This window comes from Chlorobaculum parvum NCIB 8327 (genome assembly GCF_000020505.1).
Taxonomy (GTDB): Bacteria; Bacteroidota; Chlorobiia; order Chlorobiales; family Chlorobiaceae; genus Chlorobaculum; species Chlorobaculum parvum_A.
The window spans coordinates 1,554,577-1,569,960 of sequence record NC_011027.1; the positions used below are offsets into that span (position 1 = coordinate 1,554,577).

Genomic DNA, 15,384 nt, shown 5'->3' on the forward strand with positions numbered 1-15,384 from the left:
TCCTTGATTATCCGGCGACACAAGTCGGAAGCTGTTGTCAACGGAAGAGATTGGGCTGAAGCCCTTGGTATTTCTGGTTGATTCTGTATCCCCCGGCTTGAAAGCCGGGGCAATGTGAATGTAAGATCGGATTATTGCTCCAGTGATTACAACTAGTAAACAGTTGCCCCGGACTTTAGTCCGGGGTTACAGATAAGACAATATATATAAGGGCTTTAGCCCAATATCTTTTTTGTCGCTGTCGGTTCTCCGTTAATGGCTTGCGAGCAGTTTTTCAACCTCTTCGGGCTTGTCGTGAACGCCGAAGCGATCGACGATGGTGGCGCTGGCTTCGTTCATACCGATCAGCTCGACCTCAGTGCCTTCGCGCCGGAACTTGAGCACCACCTTGTCCAGCGCGGTGACGGCGCTGATGTCCCAGAAATGGGCGCGTGACAGATCGATGACCACCTTGTCGAGCACCTCCTTGAAGTCAAACGAGCCAAAGAATTTCTCGGATGATGCGAAAAAGACCTGCCCGCTGACGGTGTAGGTTCTCGCGCCTTCGCCGCTCAGTGCGCTGGTGACGGCCATGTAGCGCCCGACCTTGTTGGCGAAGAACATCGCCGCGAGCAGGATGCCGACCAGCACACCGATGGCGAGGTTGTGGGTATACACCACCGTAATCACCGTGGCGACCGTGACGATGTTGGTCGAAACCGGGTAGGTTTTCAGCTTCGCAATCGAGTCCCACGAGAAGGTGCCGACGGAGACCATAATCATCACCGACACCAGCGCGGCCATCGGAATCTGGCGGATCCAGTCGCTGAGAAAGACCACCATGATGAGCAGGAGGATGCCCGCCGTCAGCGTCGAAAGCCGCGTGCGTCCGCCCGATTTGACGTTGATGACCGACTGGCCGATCATGCCGCATCCAGCCATGCCGCCGAGAAATCCGGTGGCGATGTTGGCGTAGCCCTGACCTGTGCACTCGCGGTTTTTGTCGCTCGGCGTGTCGGTGAGGTCATCGACGATGGTGGCGGTCATCATCGACTCCAGCATTCCGACGATGGCCAGCGCAACCGAATACGGGAAAATGATTTGCAGGGTTTCAAAGTTCAGCGGTACCTGCGGAAGCAGGAACACCGGGAGGGCATCGGGCAACTGCCCCATGTCGCCGACGGTTCGGATGTCGAGGCCGAGCAGGATCGAAACAATGGTCAGGCCAACAATGGTGACCAGCGGCGAGGGAATGACCTTGCCGACCAGCGGCACGTAGGGAAAGAGGTAGATGATGACGAGGCCCGCGGCGGTCATCGCATAGACGTGCCAGGTGACGTTGGTCAGCTCTGGAAGCTGTGCCATGAAGATGAGAATCGCCAGCGCATTGACGAAGCCGGTGACCACCGCGCGCGAGACGAAGCGCATCAGATTGCCAAGGTTGAGATACCCGGCGATGAGCTGGAGGATACCGGTAAGAATCGTAGCAGCAAGCAAATACTCAAGCCCGTGATCCTTAACGAGGTGCACGATCAGCAGCGCCATCGCACCAGTCGCCGCCGAAATCATGCCCGGACGCCCACCGGCAAAAGCCGAGACCACCGCCATGCTGAACGAGGCGTAGAGGCCGATCTTGGGATCGACGCCCGCGATGATCGAAAAGGCAATCGCCTCGGGAATGAGCGCGAGCGCCACGACGAGCCCGGAGAGAAAGTCACCGCGCGGATTGGAGAGCCACTCCTGTTTCAGAGTTTTTTGCATGAGCATGGGTCTTCTGGTGGTCATCTGGCCAGTATCCAGCGGCTGAAAAGCGAAGGACAGGAGAAATCGAAACAAATTCGGCGGGCCAAACAGCAAAATCAGGCGGGAATATAGGTGTCTCGATTGATTACATCAAGAGCAGTGTTGAATCCGGGACAGGACTTGTGCTGAAAAACAAATCTCACTCAAGGTCGGAATTCCCGAAAAACCCACGCGTCCAGCAACGATCAGGCCTGTCTGTGACACGTTTTCGTGCCATCCTTTATCCCCCCGGCAAAGTTCATTATATTAGGTCACTTGAGTTTTTTATCACCCATTCTTTAGTGATCCCTGGCAAAGCGCAGAAAAATATTGCGCATTAACAGTGTCAGCTACATCAGGATTGATGCGGCGACCGACCCAGGCGTAATCTGAACGATACAGAAGAACATCATAATGTGTGGAATTGCCGGAGAGCTGCGTTTCGATGGCGTGGCGGCCTCGTCGGAGGCGGTTGGTCGTATGATCGACATTCTTGAACCCAGAGGGCCTGACGCCGAGGGCCTTTTCGCTCACAACCGGGTCTGTTTCGGGCACCGGCGGCTGAAAATCATCGATCTTTCCGACCACGCTTCGCAGCCGATGGTCGATAGCCAGCTCGGCTTGACGCTGGTCTTCAACGGCGCGATTTACAACTACCCCGAATTGCGCGACGAGCTTCAGCAAAAAGGGTACACCTTCTTTTCCCACTCCGATACCGAGGTGATCGTCAAGGCCTACCACGCATGGGGGCGCGATTGCGTTCTGCACCTGCAGGGCATGTTTGCGTTCGCCGTGTGGGAGCGCGACAGCGGGCGGGTCTTTTTTGCGCGTGACCGGCTCGGCATCAAGCCGCTTTACTACCACAGGAACAGCTCGCTGATGCGGTTCGCCTCGTCGCTGCCCGCGCTGGTGAAATCCGGCGGCATCGACACCTCGCTCGGTCCGGTCGCCCTGAACTATTATATGAGCTTCCACGCGGTGGTGCCTGCGCCGCACACGATCTTCAACGGCGTCAAAAAGCTTCCACCTGCAACCACGATGACGGTTGAGCCCGATGGACAGGCGACCATCGAAACTTACTGGCAGGCCGATTACAGCCGCACCGATGAGGAGCTGAAACGTTCCGAAGAGGAGTGGATCGACATGGTGTACGAGAGCCTGCTGACGAGCGTCAAACGCCGGTTGGTGGCTGACGTGCCGGTCGGCGTACTGCTCTCCGGTGGACTGGACTCGTCGCTTGTCGTCGGGTTGCTGAGCGAGCTGGGGCAAAAGCATCTCAACACATTCTCGGTCGGCTTCGAGGATGTGGCCGAGGAGGAGGGCAACGAGTTCCGCTACTCGGACATCATCGCCGAGCGCTACGCGACGCACCACCACAAGATTTTTGTCGATCACCGCGAGTTGCAGACCCACCTCTCCGACTGCATCCGGGCGATGAGTGAGCCGATGGTGAGCCACGACGTGATCGGCTTCTACCTGCTCTCGCGCGAGGTGAGCAAACACGTCAAGGTGGTGCAGAGCGGGCAGGGAGCGGACGAAGTGTTCGCGGGCTACCACTGGTACCCGCCCATGATGGAGGCGACTCCGGCCTCGGCGGTCGAGACCTACCGGAACGCCTTTTTCGACCGGGACTTCGACGAGTATTGCCAGGCGGTTTCGTCAAACTACTGCAAGGAGGATTACGCCACGGCGTTCGTCGCGAACCACTTTGCAGCGCCCGGTGCGGAGGAGCCTATCGATCAGGCGTTGCGGCTCGACAGCAACGTGATGCTGGTCGATGATCCGGTCAAGCGGGTGGACAACATGACGATGGCCTGGGGACTCGAAGCGCGCGTGCCGTTCCTCGATCACGAGCTGGTCGAGCTGGCGGCGAAAATCCCTGGCAAGTACAAGGTGCCGGACGGCGGCAAGTATGTGCTGAAAGAGGTCGGGCGCCGCATCATTCCCCACGAGGTGATCGACCGGCCGAAGGGATACTTCCCTGTTCCGGCGCTGAAGTACCTCGAAGGCGACTACCTCGACATGGCCAGAAGCGTGCTCAATCGCGACGTGGCCCGGCAGCGGGGCATCTTCAAAAAAGAGTATGTCGACATGCTGCTCGATGCGCCGAAGGAACACATCACACCGTTGCGCGGCTCGAAGCTCTGGCAGATCACGCTTCTCGAATACTGGTTACAGGAGCAGGGACTATGACAAGAAAACACCGAAGTGAAGAGACTCTGGTACCGATGCAGTCCCCCAGCATGAAAAGCTGGGGGCAACCGGCAGAGTTACCAAAGCAGAACGTGATCATCGAGTGCGGATGGGGGCGCGTCATTTTCGGCCACACCTTTCACGACAACACCCGGATCGCCGAAATACTGCGTCAGGAAAAAGAGGGCTTTCGTGACATCGCCCTCTATCTGCGCGATCCGCAGGTAGTGCTCTCGTACGCGCCGCAGAACCTGTTCATCGACCCGTCGTATACCTTCCGCTTGTGGCTCGATGACTACACTCCGCTACAGAAGTCGAGTGGCATGTTTTCGGTTCGTCAGCTCGATCCGGCAAAGGATATCGACCGAGTCAACTGGATCTACAACGTGCACAACATGGTACCTGCCGATCCGGAATTTTTGAGAGAAATCGCCGCAAAGCAGTGCATCGACTACTGGGTCGCCGTGGACGATGATACGGATCAGGTCATCGCCGTGTGCATGACCATCGACCACAAGGCAGCATTCGACGATCCGGAAAACGGGTCGAGTCTCTGGGCGCTGGCGGTCGATCCGCAAGCGAGGCATTCGGGACTCGGGGTTCAGGTGGTGCAGACGGTGGCGGAACATTACAAAGCCAAAGGCCGGAGCTTCGTTGACCTTTCGGTGCTGCACAGCAACGGCGCGGCCATCGAGATGTACAAAAAGCTCGGCTTCGTGCAGATTCCGGTCTTCACCGTCAAGAACAAAAACGCGATCAACGAGCGGCTCTTCTCCGGCCCGCAGCCTGAAGCGGAGCTGAATCCTTACTCGACCATCATCATCAATGAGGCTCGCCGCCGTGGGATTCGCGTTGATGTGCTCGATCCGGTCGATAACTATTTCCGGCTTTCGTGGGGTGGAGCGAGCGTGGTGTGCCGCGAATCGCTGACCGAGTTGACCTCGGCCATCGCCATGAGCCGCTGCGCCGACAAGCAGACCACGCACCGCATGCTCTCCGCCGCCGGGCTAAGGGTTCCGGATCAGCAGGTCGCCACCAGCCCGGAAGAAAACATCCGCTTCCTCGAAAAACACGGGCATCTGGTGGTCAAGCCAGCCGACAGCGAACAGGGCAAGGGCATCACGGTTGGGATCACCACTACCGAAGAGCTTGAACAGGCGATCAAAACCGCCGGAGCGATCTGCTCCAAGGTGCTGCTCGAAGAGATGGTCGAAGGCGCGGATCTGCGCATCATCGTGATCGACTACGAAGTGGTTGCCGCCGCGGTCAGACGACCTCCGAAAATCACCGGTGACGGGCAGCACTCGATTCTCGACCTCGTCAAAAAGCAGAGCCGCCGCAGGGAAAAGGCATCGCAGGGCGAAAGCCGGATTCCCATCGACGACGAGCTTCAGCGCACCATCGGCCTGAAAGGCTACAAACTCGACGACATCCTGCCGAAAGGCGAGGAGCTCGAAGTGCGCAAAACGGCCAACCTGCACACCGGCGGTACGATTCACGACGTCACCGACCAGCTTCATCCTGAGCTTGGCAAGGCCGCCTGTAAAGCCGCTGACATTCTCGGCATTCCGGTTACCGGACTCGATTTTCTTGTATCATCGCCCGAGAAGAGCGATTATGTCATTATCGAAGCCAACGAACGGCCGGGGCTGGCCAACCACGAGCCGCAACCGACCGCCGAGCGCTTCATCGATTTTCTGTTTCCGCAAAGCATTGCAAGGGCGATTTCATGATCAACATCGATACCGATTACCTCCGCTCCATTCTGTTCAAGATGCTCCAGATTCCCAGCCCGACGGGCTACACCGACGAGATCGTCCACTTCGTCGGGCGCGAGCTGGTGAAAATGGGCGTGCCCTTCGAGCTGACCCGTCGCGGCGCGATTCGGGCAACGCTGAAAGGCGAACAGCCGAACCTCGACCGTGCCATCGTCACCCATCTCGACACCACGGGCGCGATGGTGCGCGAGCTGAAAAGCAACGGACGGCTCGGCATCGTCATGATCGGCCACTGGTCGGCACGGTTCGCCGAGGGCGCGCGCGTCACCATCTACACCGACGACAACATGTACCGCGGCACCATCCAGCCACTCAAAGCCTCGGGGCACGTCTATAACGAGGAGATCGACACCCAGCCGGTATCGTGGGACAACCTCGAAGTGCGGGTGGATGAAAAGGTATATGACAAGGCGGGGCTGGAAAAACTCGGCTTCAACATCGGCGACTTCGTGGCGGTCGATACCAATCCGGAAATCACGAAAAGCGGCTTCATCAAGGCGCGGCATCTCGACAACAAAGCCGGCGTCGCCTGCCAGCTCACGGCCATCAAGGCGATTGTAGAGGCAGGCATCACGCTGCCGGTCAACTGCCATCCGCTCTTCACCATCACCGAAGAGGAGGGCACCGGCGCGTCGTCGATCCTCACCGGCAACATCGCCGCGATGGTCGCCATCGACAACTCCACGGTCGCGCCCGGCCAGAACTCGCGCGAAGACACGGTCATCATCGCCATGCGCGACCAGGGCGCGATCTACGACTACCACCTCACCCACCGGCTCATCCAGATCTGCGAAGACAACGATATCCCCTACGTCCGCGACCTCTTCCGCCACTACCGTTCCGACGCCGCCTCCGCACTCTCGGCTGGCAACGACATCCGCACCGCGCTCATCTGCTTCGGCCTTGAAGCCTCGCACGGCTATGAGCGCACGCACATCGACTCGCTCGTTTCGCTCACCAACCTCATCTGCGCCTATCTGCAGACCACGCCGCGCATCAAGCACGACAAAAACAAACTCGGCCCGCTCGAAAGCTTCCCGATGCTTCAGGTCCGCAAACGCCGAGCGTTGCTGAAAAAGAAGGCGTGAGGCCGAGCATTATCTGAAAAAGACCGTCGAAAAAACCGTGACGAAGCAGCCAAACATAATAGAATTTACGCTCCCGGAATGGCTGGCAGAATATGCCGGAAGCTACCGGGCATCCGTTGTACTTGAGGAACGAATGCGGTTCGTGATCGAAGCTGCGAGAAGAAATATTGAGGAAAAAACGGGCGGGCCGTTTGCCGCAGCTGTGTTCGAGCATGAAACCGGCAAGCTGGTATCGCTCGGCGTCAATCTCGTTGTTTCCCGAAACTCTTCGATCCTGCACGCCGAAATGGTGGCCATCATGCTGGCGCAACAGCAATTGGACACCTACGATCTCGGTGACCCCGGCATGCCAGCGCATGAGCTGCTCTCCAGCGCTGAGCCCTGCGCGATGTGTTTCGGGGCTCTTCCCTGGTCAGGGGTACAGTATGTCGCGACCGGCGCACAGAGCGAAGACGCGAAATCGATAGGATTTGATGAGGGTGCAAAACCGGAAAACTGGATAGCGGAGCTTGAATCGAGGGGTATTCAAGTGAGCACCGACGTTGAGCGTGAACGAGCGCGTAAGGTGTTGTTACTGTATCAACAATCCGGTGGCCGTATCTACAACTCCAAGGAGAGCTGAGCGCTACTTTCTATCTGCTACCGGCAAGGTGTTTCGATGATAACAGACTGCTAAAGTGCACTGACAGGGGATAGGGGTTTTCCCCTGCCGGGCACTTGATCTTGCCGGGTAACGGATGTTTCCGACAAGTTGAAGATATTTAGTAGGACGTTACCATGCATAAAACGTATTGCTTAGCAAAAAGCTGAATACGAAAAACAGAAGTAACGCGCTATTATTATAGTAATAAACAGCTAAAATAACAAGGTTTTATCGCATAATTTCTGCGATTTCGTTATAACGAATCCAAATCATATGCACGCTGAGTAGTTGTTGTGCGTTGCGTTATCCCTTTCGGTGTCGATAGTTTTTTCTGCTACTAGTATGACCGATTCTGCAGATCGGAAGAAATCTGCAGAAAACTTCCCTTTCGTTTCGACTTTTCCCTGAATTCAAGCATATCACCAGCATTATGACAGCGTGCCTGATTGAACGCTGAGTGCTGATTTAGGCGGACAAATGATTTTCACCTCCCTCTTATTTTTATTTAATCTAATTAAATACTATGTTGATCGAGTTTCTGCGCCCCATTCTGGGTGCGCATCTCCATCAATCTCAAATCATTCTGATCCATGAACATCCCTTTTTCCAAAACCCTTACCCTTGTCGCATTGTGCGTACTCTGCTCGAAAGGCCTGTATGCGGCTGAAGCCGATGGCGCAGCTTCGGGGCCAGTTGGCGACACTCTTGCCGTTGGCGGTCTTATCGAGACCGAGGGCTCCATCACTGACCCCTCAGATGGAAAAACCTCTTCAGACATTACTCTTTCAACCTTCGAGCTTGGTCTCAAAGCGAAGCTGAACGACCGGGTTTCCGGTTTCGCGACGCTGCTGTACGAAGAGGATGGCGACGACGAATTGCTGGTGGACGAGGCGTTCGTTCGCATTACTCCGGCAAACCTTCCGTTGTTCGTCGAGGCTGGCCGCATCACCCAGTCGTTCGGTGATTTTTCGACCGGCATGGTGGCCGATCCGGTGACGCTCGAACTAGCCGAAACGAAGCACCACGGCACCGTGACGCTCGGCTATGAATCGGAGCTTTTCGTGGCAGGCGTGTCGGCGTTCAAAGCCGATGTGCAGAAGGGCGGCGACAATGCGGTCAATACCATCGTCGCCGCTTTGTGCGTGGCTGACGACGAAAGCGAGGAGTTGCGCTATCGCGTCGGCGCTTCGTGGACCAACAATATCGCGGCTACCGACGGACTGAGCGATGATTACGAGGCGCTCGACGGCAGCACTTCGAAGCTGGTCGGCGGCGTAGGGCTTTCGGCGATGGCGGGCTTCGGGCCGGTCGATCTGCGGGCGGAGTACATCACGGCGCTCGATGAGTTTGCCGATGGTGATCGTACGGGCCGTAAGCCGCTGGCGTGGAACCTCGAAGCTGAGTACGCCATCGCCGAACCGGTGGCGGTAACGCTGCGCTACGCGGGCGCGACCGATTTCGACGTCCGTCGGCAGTATGGCGCGACCATCGGCTACGAGTTCATGGAAAATACGGCGGTAGCGCTCGAATATCTGCGCGAAAACGGCCGGGTCGATGAGGGCGTAAAGGGCGATCGCGACCTGTTTACGCTGCAACTGGCCATGGAATTCTGAGGAGGCGTGTGGTTATGGCTCCGTTAGGAATGCTTGGCAAAGGGGAGGTTGGCGAGATCGTCAACCTCCGGCCAGGCCGGTCTCAGGCCGGCCTGCACGGTCATCGTCATCACTCGTATGGCCGGGAAAATGGAAAACGTCTGGCCGAGATGGGATTTTCCGTCGGTCAGACCATTGAAATCATCGAAAACAGTCCGGGGATGCCACTGCTGGTGCGGGTACACGACAGCAAGGTGGCTATTGGCCGGGGAATCGCCATGCGCGTCATGGTCAGGAGGATTGCATCATGAAATTGTCTGAACTAGAAAAAAGGAACAATCCGCGCGGATTGTCGCCATGCCGTCGTCGGGCGGGCTGCGGAGGCGGCTGGCCGAGATGGGAATGCTGGTCGGCGAGGTTGTCCGCATCGAAGGCATCGCGCCGTTGGGTGATCCGGTCGAGATGACCGTTCGCCGCTATCGGCTGTCACTGCGCAAGTCCGACATCGAGAACATCACGGTCGAGGAGGTGCGCTGATGGAACTGGCTGCACAGAAACAACGGACGAGCGCGAAGGCTCTGGCCTCGCCGCTCCAGCGAATCGTGGCCGTGGTGGGCAATCCCAACTGTGGCAAGACGACGCTCTTCAACGCCCTGACCGGGCTGAACCAGCGGGTCGGCAACTGGCCGGGCGTGACGGTCGATAAAAAGACAGGGCGCTTCCGCCACGACGGCGAGGAATACGAGCTGGTCGATCTGCCCGGCATCTACTCGCTCTCGTCGCTTTCGCAGGACGAAGAGGTGGCGCGAAGCTACATCCTCTCCGGGGAGGCGGGACTTGTCGTCAACATCGTCGATGCCTCGAATCCCGACCGAAACCTCTACCTCACCAGCCGTCTGCTCGAAATGGGCGTGCCAGTAGTGGTGGCGCTCAACATGGTCGATTCGGCGGAAGAGCGCGGCATTTCGGTCGATCCGGCGCGGCTCTCGTCGCTGCTCGGCTGTCCGGTCATTCCGATGGTGGCGTCGCGCGGCGAAGGAGTCGCGGAGCTGAAAGCGGCCATCGCGAAAGGGTTTACGACCGGCGGGGCTTCCGCGCCTGGATCGAAGGTGCGCTTTCCAGCGGAGCTTGACGAGGCGATCCGACGGGTTGCCGAATCGACCGCCAACCACGCTCGCGCTTTCGGCTACGATCCCGGCTGGTTCGCCATGAAGCTGCTCGAACACGACCACGAGCTGGAGGCGCGGCTCGACGGTGCGACCCGTTCGTCGCTCGCCGAGGAGCGGGAGCGGACTGCCGATGCGCTTGGCGACGATCCCGACATCGTCATCGCCGATGCGCACTACCGGCTCGTCTCCGACCTTTCGGCGGCAGCCATCACCCGCAAGGAGAGCACCGAAAAGTCGCTCTCCGACAAGATCGACTCGCTGGTGCTGAACCGCTTTCTCGGCATTCCGCTCTTCCTTGGCGTAATGTACCTGATGTTCCTCTTTACGATCAATCTCGGCGGTGCGTTCATCGACTTTTTCGACATCGCCGCCGGTGCGCTCTTCGTCGATGGATTCGGTCGCGTACTCGGAGCGGTCGGTTCGCCCGAATGGCTCACGGTGCTGCTCGCCAGCGGCGTTGGCGGGGCGTTGCAGACGATGGCCACCTTCATTCCGCCCATCGGCTTCATGTTCATCTTCCTGTCGATTCTCGAAGACTCCGGCTACATGGCCCGCGCGGCATACGTGATGGATCGCGGGATGCGGGCCGTCGGCCTGCCCGGCAAGGCGTTCATTCCGCTGCTGGTCGGCTTCGGCTGCAACGTTCCGGCGATCATGTCCGCCCGCACGATGAGCGACGAGCGCGACCGAATCATGACGGTGATGATGACGCCGTTCATGTCTTGCGGCGCGAGGATGCCGGTCTATGCGCTCTTTGCGGCGGCCTTCTTCCCGACCGGCGGGCAGAACCTTGTGTTTCTGCTCTACCTGATGGGCATCGCCGTGGCGATCATGACCGGCTTCATCCTCAAAAAAACGCTGCTCAAAGGTGATCCGTCCCCCTTCATCATGGAGATGCCGCCCTACCACCTGCCGACCTTCAAAGGCGTTGCGCTCCGCGTCGGCGACCGGCTCGGCTCGTTCCTTGTCAAGGCAGGCAAGGTGCTGGTACCGGTGATCGTGGTGCTCGGCTTCATGAACTCCATCGGCACCGACGGCAGCTTCGGCAACGAGGAGAGCGACAACTCCGTGCTTGCCGCCACCGGCAAGGCGCTCGTGCCGGTGTTCCAGCCCTTCGGCGTGCAGGAGGAGAACTGGCCCGCCGCCGTCGGTCTCTTCACCGGCGTCTTCGCCAAGGAGGCGGTGGTCGGCACGCTCGACAATCTCTACGCGGCGATGGATGCGAACGACATGGCTGACGGTTCAGACGAAGGCTTCAGCCTCATGGCGAGCCTCGGCGAAGCGTTCGCCACGATTCCGGAGAATCTGGCGGGCATCGCCGGATCGCTGCTCGATCCGCTTGGCATCAACGTCGGCGACCGGGGCGCGGTGGCCGAGGAGCAGGGTGTCGGCTCATCGATCTTCGGCTCGATGGTCAATCTCTTCGACGGCACGGCGGGGGCGTTCGCCTACCTGGTGTTCATCCTGCTCTACTTCCCGTGCGTGGCGGCCATCGCAGCGGTCTATCGCGAAACCAACCTCGCCTGGACGCTCTTCGCCGGAGCGTGGACGACAGGCCTGGCCTACGTCTTCGCCGTGCTCAGCTACCAGATCGGCACGTGGGGAGCGCACCCCGGCACCTCCGCCGCATGGGTCGCGGTGATGTTGTTGGTGCTTGCCGTCGCGGTGACGCTGATGTATCTGGCCGGGAACGGTGCATTTTCGAAGAGAGAAGGTGCGTGATTCTGATGACGATGGCGGGAGAATCTCCCACTCTCCCGCCATTGCAACCTTTTTACAACAGCCATAACCTTTTACAATCATGAGCTTAACTGATATTCGAGACTATCTCCGGCAAGAACAGAGCGCTTCGCTCAAGCAGATCGCGAACCACTTCAAAGCTGATTCTTCGCTGGTCGAGTCGATGCTCGATCACTGGATTCTCAAGGGGCGCGTCGCAGCCAAGCAGCACGATGCGTTCGGATCGGCCTGTTGCGGCAAGTGCGGCGGGATGAGGCACAAACGGTATGAGTGGATCAACTGACCCGGCCCTCCGGCATTCCCGCTCTTTCTCGAAAATTCACGAAACCACGACTATGAAAGTTCTGATCCATCATATTTACGAATTCCGCAAAGGGCTGCGGAGTCTGGTAATGCACACCCTGCCCGTTGGAAAGATGGCCGAGGCGACAGCCAGATTGCGCAGGTTCGGCATCGACTACCACATTCATGCGGCTGGAACAAAGACGATCAACGTGTTTTTCGGCGCCCCGGAATGCGTGACGGTTGTCCGGTTGATCTGCGGGGAGAAGAAGCTCCGCGATCTGACACCGGAGGAGGATTTTGTGCTCGGCTCGATGCTCGGTTACGATATTCGCAAGCAGTGTGAACGGTATCTGAAAAAAAGCGCGATGGACGCCACCAGCAAGCCGCTCATGCAGAAGTGCGCATGAACCCATTGAGTTGAGTGAATCTGCGCTTCATCGCCAGCATTATTTCTTCTGGCTGTTCTCCAGCGCCTTCTTCGAGATCGCCTCTTCGATGTCCGATGAAAGCGTGAGACTTCTGAAAAGGTCGAGCAGGTTTTGCTCAATGTTGAGGTTGAGGTTCACCGGGCGATTGTTCTGGAAATCGGGATTGCGACCTTTGAGCTTGATCGAAATCAGGGAGTTGCCGTCAGGCGTCATGGTGATGGTAGAGATCAGTTCGGAGTAGAAGAAATTGCCAAGCGCTTCGTAGGTCAGGCGCATACCGGCCCCGGCAGCGGCACGCTCTTCCGGGGTGGTCGAATAGGTGATGGTTCCCTTCGTCTCCGCATCCATGTTGCCATCAGGAATGCTGAATGCGTTGTTGTCGAGCACGAGCGGAATCGTCGCGCGGATAGTGCCGGTCGCAGAAAGTTTGGAAGCACCTTGCAGGTCAAGCAGTGACTGGATGGGAATGCCGTTGAGCTGCACGCGGGTTTCAGTATGCTTCGTTGCAAGGTCGTAATCCATGCGCTCGACAGCAACCGTGCCATCGAGAAGGCCCGCCGAAAAGTCAGACAAGGAAAGCAGTGTCGGACGGGCAGGATGAGCGAACATCGTGAGCTTGCCTTTGGGCGACGTGAGAAGCAACTCACCGCTGCCAGTCTTGCGTTTCAGGCTTTTGAGATTGATGTCCATCGTCACTTTGCCTGCTGGAGCGCGGTTCAGCACAATGACCGGATCGGTGAAATCCCATTGCACCTCACTGCTTCCCGCCTTCGAGAACAGCCTCTCCTCCCCGGATGATGGCGGTATCGCCACCGTCTGCAGGATCGAGCTGGAGCCTTGGGCTGAGAGCCTGGCATTATCGATAGCAAAACCATTGCGTGTGAGACGAACAGGAAACGAGCCGGAAATCCTGCCCTTCAGTTTGCCGCTGAACTCGCCTTGCAAGCGCAGACGGTCAAGAATCGAAGCGTTGTCAATGTTGATGGTAGCGGCCGTTGTACCTGAATCGAGATCGTACCGGGCCGGTGTCGAGTTGATGCGTCCGTCCAGCAACCGGGCCGAAAAGGACTTGAGTGTAATCGCCGACAGAGAGCCATCGACGGTATCGAGGCTCACCAGCGCGTTGAGATTTGCGATAAGCGGCGATTCGCTTGGGCGGTGTCCCGCATCAAACGTGACGGTCGTCTTGTCGGTCTTGAAAGCGATCTTTGTACCTTTCTCGGCATCAATGGTCCCGTTGTTGATCCGGATTGTAGAGTCGAGGTACTCGACAGGAATAACGCCACTGAGTTTGCCGGTTATAGCAGCTTTCCCGGTTTTCGGCGAAAGCTCCGCAAGCGGCACGTTATCGACCTTAAGCTCGAATGCCGTGCGCTTGTTTCGGAGGTTGAATTCAACTTTCGGAGCGGAAGCTCTGACGCCGAAAAGCTGTGCCGAGCAGTCGGTGAAAGTTATCGTGCAGGGCTTTTCCGGACTTTTTTCAGGCCGAAAGTCGCCTTGATGTCACTCAGCGGCGTCGCGGTATTGCCCGACAACAGCGAGTCGGCGCGGAAACGAGCCGGTTGCTGCACCCAGTTGTTCGTCCTGGTAAGCAGCACAGTATAGGAGAGCTTTTCGAGACGCAACTGCCCGGCTTCGACGATGCCGTTGCTGATCTTCGTGGTAATCGAATCGGGCGAAACGGAGGGCAAAAAACCGGCAGATTTTGACAAGTCGATGCGCGCACGAAGGCGGGGCTTTGCCTGGCTGAAGCGAATATCCGAAGGGGTCTGGCGCACCGACACCGAATCGGCGTCAAGCTGAAGGCTAAAGGCTGCATTGTTTTTTGCCGCGATGCGACGCCATGAAACCCGGCCATTCAGAAGCTTCAGGGCGTAACTCGGAGCTATGGTATCGCATGAGTCTGGTTCGGTGGTCACCGTAGCCTCAAGCCTGCCGAAACCGATGCCTGAAAAGCCGGGGCGCTTGACGTCGCTCAGTTCGATGGCAACGCCATTCCGGGCAATCAGTCGCTCAACAAGTGCGGGGGCATACCACGGAAAAAAGAGCCACGCACCGGCAAGAACAGCCGTCGCCAGGAATACAAGCGCTACGAGAATTCGGAGAAGCCATTTCACGACGGGCAGGCTACTTCTGTGACCATGTTCCCTGTATCTTCACCCACGTACCTGCCGGGAAGTCGGGATAGCGCTTCTGGAAGGTGCGCTGGCCGGTTGCCTCAACTGAAATGCCATTCTTTTCGGCGATCTCTTTGTACACGTCAAGGCGTTTTCCATTGACCTCATCGACAAGCTCGGCGGCTTCATTCCCCGCCTTGGGCGGAATAGCGATATAACCGTCATCAACCTCCCCAACCAATCCCTTGGTCAGCGCCGTTTCTAAATCGAGCGCGAAAGCTGACGACGTGAATGCAAAAAGCAACGTGATAAAAAGAACGACGGTCTTTGCCAGCGCTGCCTTACGATAAGCTTTGTTCATCTGCATGGTTATGCTCCCTGTTTAGAAAATGTCTGTTCTCTTGTTGAGCGCGTTGTCGATGTCACGATCAACCTTGACCCTGATCTCATGGTCAATCTTGATATTCATGTTGATGGTAATCGGCTTGTCAGGCGCCTGCACCTTCACCGTAGGGCTGCAACCACCGATCATCAGGCCTGCAAGCAACAGCATGGTTGCACGCAAGGGAAAAACGGTCACTCTTTTCATG

At 57.8% G+C, this 15,384-nt stretch carries 15 protein-coding genes; 10 read left to right on the plus strand and 5 right to left on the minus strand.

Annotated features, from left to right (window positions below):
- Nucleotides 1-252 precede the first annotated feature (252 nt).
- The gene (locus tag CPAR_RS07215) at nucleotides 253-1,740 is read right to left on the minus strand and encodes a SulP family inorganic anion transporter (protein WP_041466320.1); all 1,488 of its coding nucleotides are present in this window, start codon (nucleotides 1,738-1,740) and stop codon (nucleotides 253-255) included.
- Nucleotides 1,741-2,175: 435 nt separating this feature from the next.
- On the opposite strand from CPAR_RS07215, the gene CPAR_RS07220 reads away from it, so the two are divergent.
- The 10 genes from CPAR_RS07220 to CPAR_RS07265 all read left to right on the plus strand — a co-directional run bounded on the left by CPAR_RS07220 (nucleotide 2,176) and on the right by CPAR_RS07265 (nucleotide 12,656).
- Nucleotides 2,176-3,954 carry an N-acetylglutaminylglutamine amidotransferase gene (locus tag CPAR_RS07220; protein WP_012502657.1) on the plus strand — a complete coding sequence of 593 codons (1,779 nt, stop codon included), beginning with the start codon at nucleotides 2,176-2,178 and terminating at the stop codon, nucleotides 3,952-3,954.
- Nucleotides 3,951-5,687, plus strand: coding sequence for an N-acetylglutaminylglutamine synthetase (gene ngg, locus CPAR_RS07225; protein ID WP_012502658.1), 1,737 nt, complete (start codon nucleotides 3,951-3,953; stop codon nucleotides 5,685-5,687). The genes CPAR_RS07220 and ngg overlap by 4 nt, the downstream gene beginning before the upstream one ends.
- Nucleotides 5,684-6,820 (plus strand): osmoprotectant NAGGN system M42 family peptidase, encoded by a 1,137-nt coding sequence (locus CPAR_RS07230; RefSeq protein ID WP_012502659.1) that lies wholly within the window; start codon nucleotides 5,684-5,686, stop codon nucleotides 6,818-6,820. Before ngg ends, CPAR_RS07230 begins: the two co-directional genes overlap by 4 nt.
- A 37-nt stretch (nucleotides 6,821-6,857) precedes the next feature.
- Complete coding sequence (locus CPAR_RS07235; RefSeq protein WP_012502660.1) at nucleotides 6,858-7,442, plus strand: nucleoside deaminase; 585 nt, start codon at nucleotides 6,858-6,860, stop codon at nucleotides 7,440-7,442.
- A gap of 611 nt (nucleotides 7,443-8,053) precedes the next feature.
- A complete protein-coding gene (locus CPAR_RS07240; protein ID WP_012502661.1) occupies nucleotides 8,054-9,076 on the plus strand; it encodes an LbtU family siderophore porin in 1,023 nt (340 codons plus the stop codon).
- A gap of 14 nt (nucleotides 9,077-9,090) precedes the next feature.
- On the plus strand, nucleotides 9,091-9,366 hold the full coding sequence (locus tag CPAR_RS07245; protein ID WP_012502662.1) for a FeoA family protein: 276 nt from the start codon (nucleotides 9,091-9,093) through the stop codon (nucleotides 9,364-9,366).
- 46 nt (nucleotides 9,367-9,412) lie between these two features.
- Nucleotides 9,413-9,592: a FeoA family protein gene (locus tag CPAR_RS07250; protein WP_012502663.1), complete on the plus strand. Its 180-nt coding sequence runs from the start codon at nucleotides 9,413-9,415 to the stop codon at nucleotides 9,590-9,592.
- Complete coding sequence (gene feoB, locus CPAR_RS07255) at nucleotides 9,592-11,946, plus strand: Fe(2+) transporter permease subunit FeoB (protein WP_012502664.1); 2,355 nt, start codon at nucleotides 9,592-9,594, stop codon at nucleotides 11,944-11,946. The genes CPAR_RS07250 and feoB overlap by 1 nt, the downstream gene beginning before the upstream one ends.
- A gap of 79 nt (nucleotides 11,947-12,025) precedes the next feature.
- Complete coding sequence (locus CPAR_RS07260) at nucleotides 12,026-12,247, plus strand: FeoC-like transcriptional regulator (RefSeq protein ID WP_012502665.1); 222 nt, start codon at nucleotides 12,026-12,028, stop codon at nucleotides 12,245-12,247.
- 52 nt (nucleotides 12,248-12,299) lie between these two features.
- Nucleotides 12,300-12,656: a DUF2023 family protein gene (locus tag CPAR_RS07265; RefSeq protein WP_012502666.1), complete on the plus strand. Its 357-nt coding sequence runs from the start codon at nucleotides 12,300-12,302 to the stop codon at nucleotides 12,654-12,656.
- Nucleotides 12,657-12,695: 39 nt separating this feature from the next.
- Here CPAR_RS07265 and CPAR_RS11180 read toward each other — a convergent pair whose 3' ends face one another.
- The 4 genes from CPAR_RS11180 to CPAR_RS07285 are packed head-to-tail and all read right to left on the minus strand — an operon-like array spanning nucleotide 12,696 to nucleotide 15,383.
- Entirely contained in the window at nucleotides 12,696-14,132 is a 1,437-nt protein-coding gene (locus CPAR_RS11180; protein ID WP_232203954.1) for an intermembrane phospholipid transport protein YdbH family protein, read from the minus strand.
- Nucleotides 14,129-14,794: a hypothetical protein gene (locus CPAR_RS11185; RefSeq protein ID WP_041466168.1), complete on the minus strand. Its 666-nt coding sequence runs from the start codon at nucleotides 14,792-14,794 to the stop codon at nucleotides 14,129-14,131. The genes CPAR_RS11180 and CPAR_RS11185 overlap by 4 nt, the downstream gene beginning before the upstream one ends.
- Before the next feature lie 10 nt (nucleotides 14,795-14,804).
- Nucleotides 14,805-15,161: a YdbL family protein gene (locus CPAR_RS07280; protein ID WP_012502667.1), complete on the minus strand. Its 357-nt coding sequence runs from the start codon at nucleotides 15,159-15,161 to the stop codon at nucleotides 14,805-14,807.
- Nucleotides 15,162-15,176: 15 nt separating this feature from the next.
- Complete coding sequence (locus tag CPAR_RS07285; protein WP_012502668.1) at nucleotides 15,177-15,383, minus strand: YnbE family lipoprotein; 207 nt, start codon at nucleotides 15,381-15,383, stop codon at nucleotides 15,177-15,179.
- Between the last annotated feature and the right edge of the window lies 1 nt (nucleotide 15,384).

Bases quoted from the DNA above. Each gene is read 5' to 3' on its own strand.
- CPAR_RS07280 (WP_012502667.1), bottom strand. From the start codon at position 15,161: ATGCAGATGAACAAAGCTTATCGTAAGGCAGCGCTGGCAAAGACCGTC.
- CPAR_RS07215 (WP_041466320.1), bottom strand. From the start codon at position 1,740: ATGCAAAAAACTCTGAAACAGGAGTGGCTCTCCAATCCGCGCGGTGAC.
- ngg (WP_012502658.1), top strand. From the start codon at position 3,951: ATGACAAGAAAACACCGAAGTGAAGAGACTCTGGTACCGATGCAGTCC.
- CPAR_RS07240 (WP_012502661.1), top strand. From the start codon at position 8,054: ATGAACATCCCTTTTTCCAAAACCCTTACCCTTGTCGCATTGTGCGTA.
- CPAR_RS07265 (WP_012502666.1), top strand. From the start codon at position 12,300: ATGAAAGTTCTGATCCATCATATTTACGAATTCCGCAAAGGGCTGCGG.
- feoB (WP_012502664.1), top strand. From the start codon at position 9,592: ATGGAACTGGCTGCACAGAAACAACGGACGAGCGCGAAGGCTCTGGCC.
- CPAR_RS07220 (WP_012502657.1), top strand. From the start codon at position 2,176: ATGTGTGGAATTGCCGGAGAGCTGCGTTTCGATGGCGTGGCGGCCTCG.
- CPAR_RS07260 (WP_012502665.1), top strand. From the start codon at position 12,026: ATGAGCTTAACTGATATTCGAGACTATCTCCGGCAAGAACAGAGCGCT.
- CPAR_RS07245 (WP_012502662.1), top strand. From the start codon at position 9,091: ATGGCTCCGTTAGGAATGCTTGGCAAAGGGGAGGTTGGCGAGATCGTC.
- CPAR_RS07285 (WP_012502668.1), bottom strand. From the start codon at position 15,383: ATGAAAAGAGTGACCGTTTTTCCCTTGCGTGCAACCATGCTGTTGCTT.
- CPAR_RS07230 (WP_012502659.1), top strand. From the start codon at position 5,684: ATGATCAACATCGATACCGATTACCTCCGCTCCATTCTGTTCAAGATG.
- CPAR_RS07250 (WP_012502663.1), top strand. From the start codon at position 9,413: ATGCCGTCGTCGGGCGGGCTGCGGAGGCGGCTGGCCGAGATGGGAATG.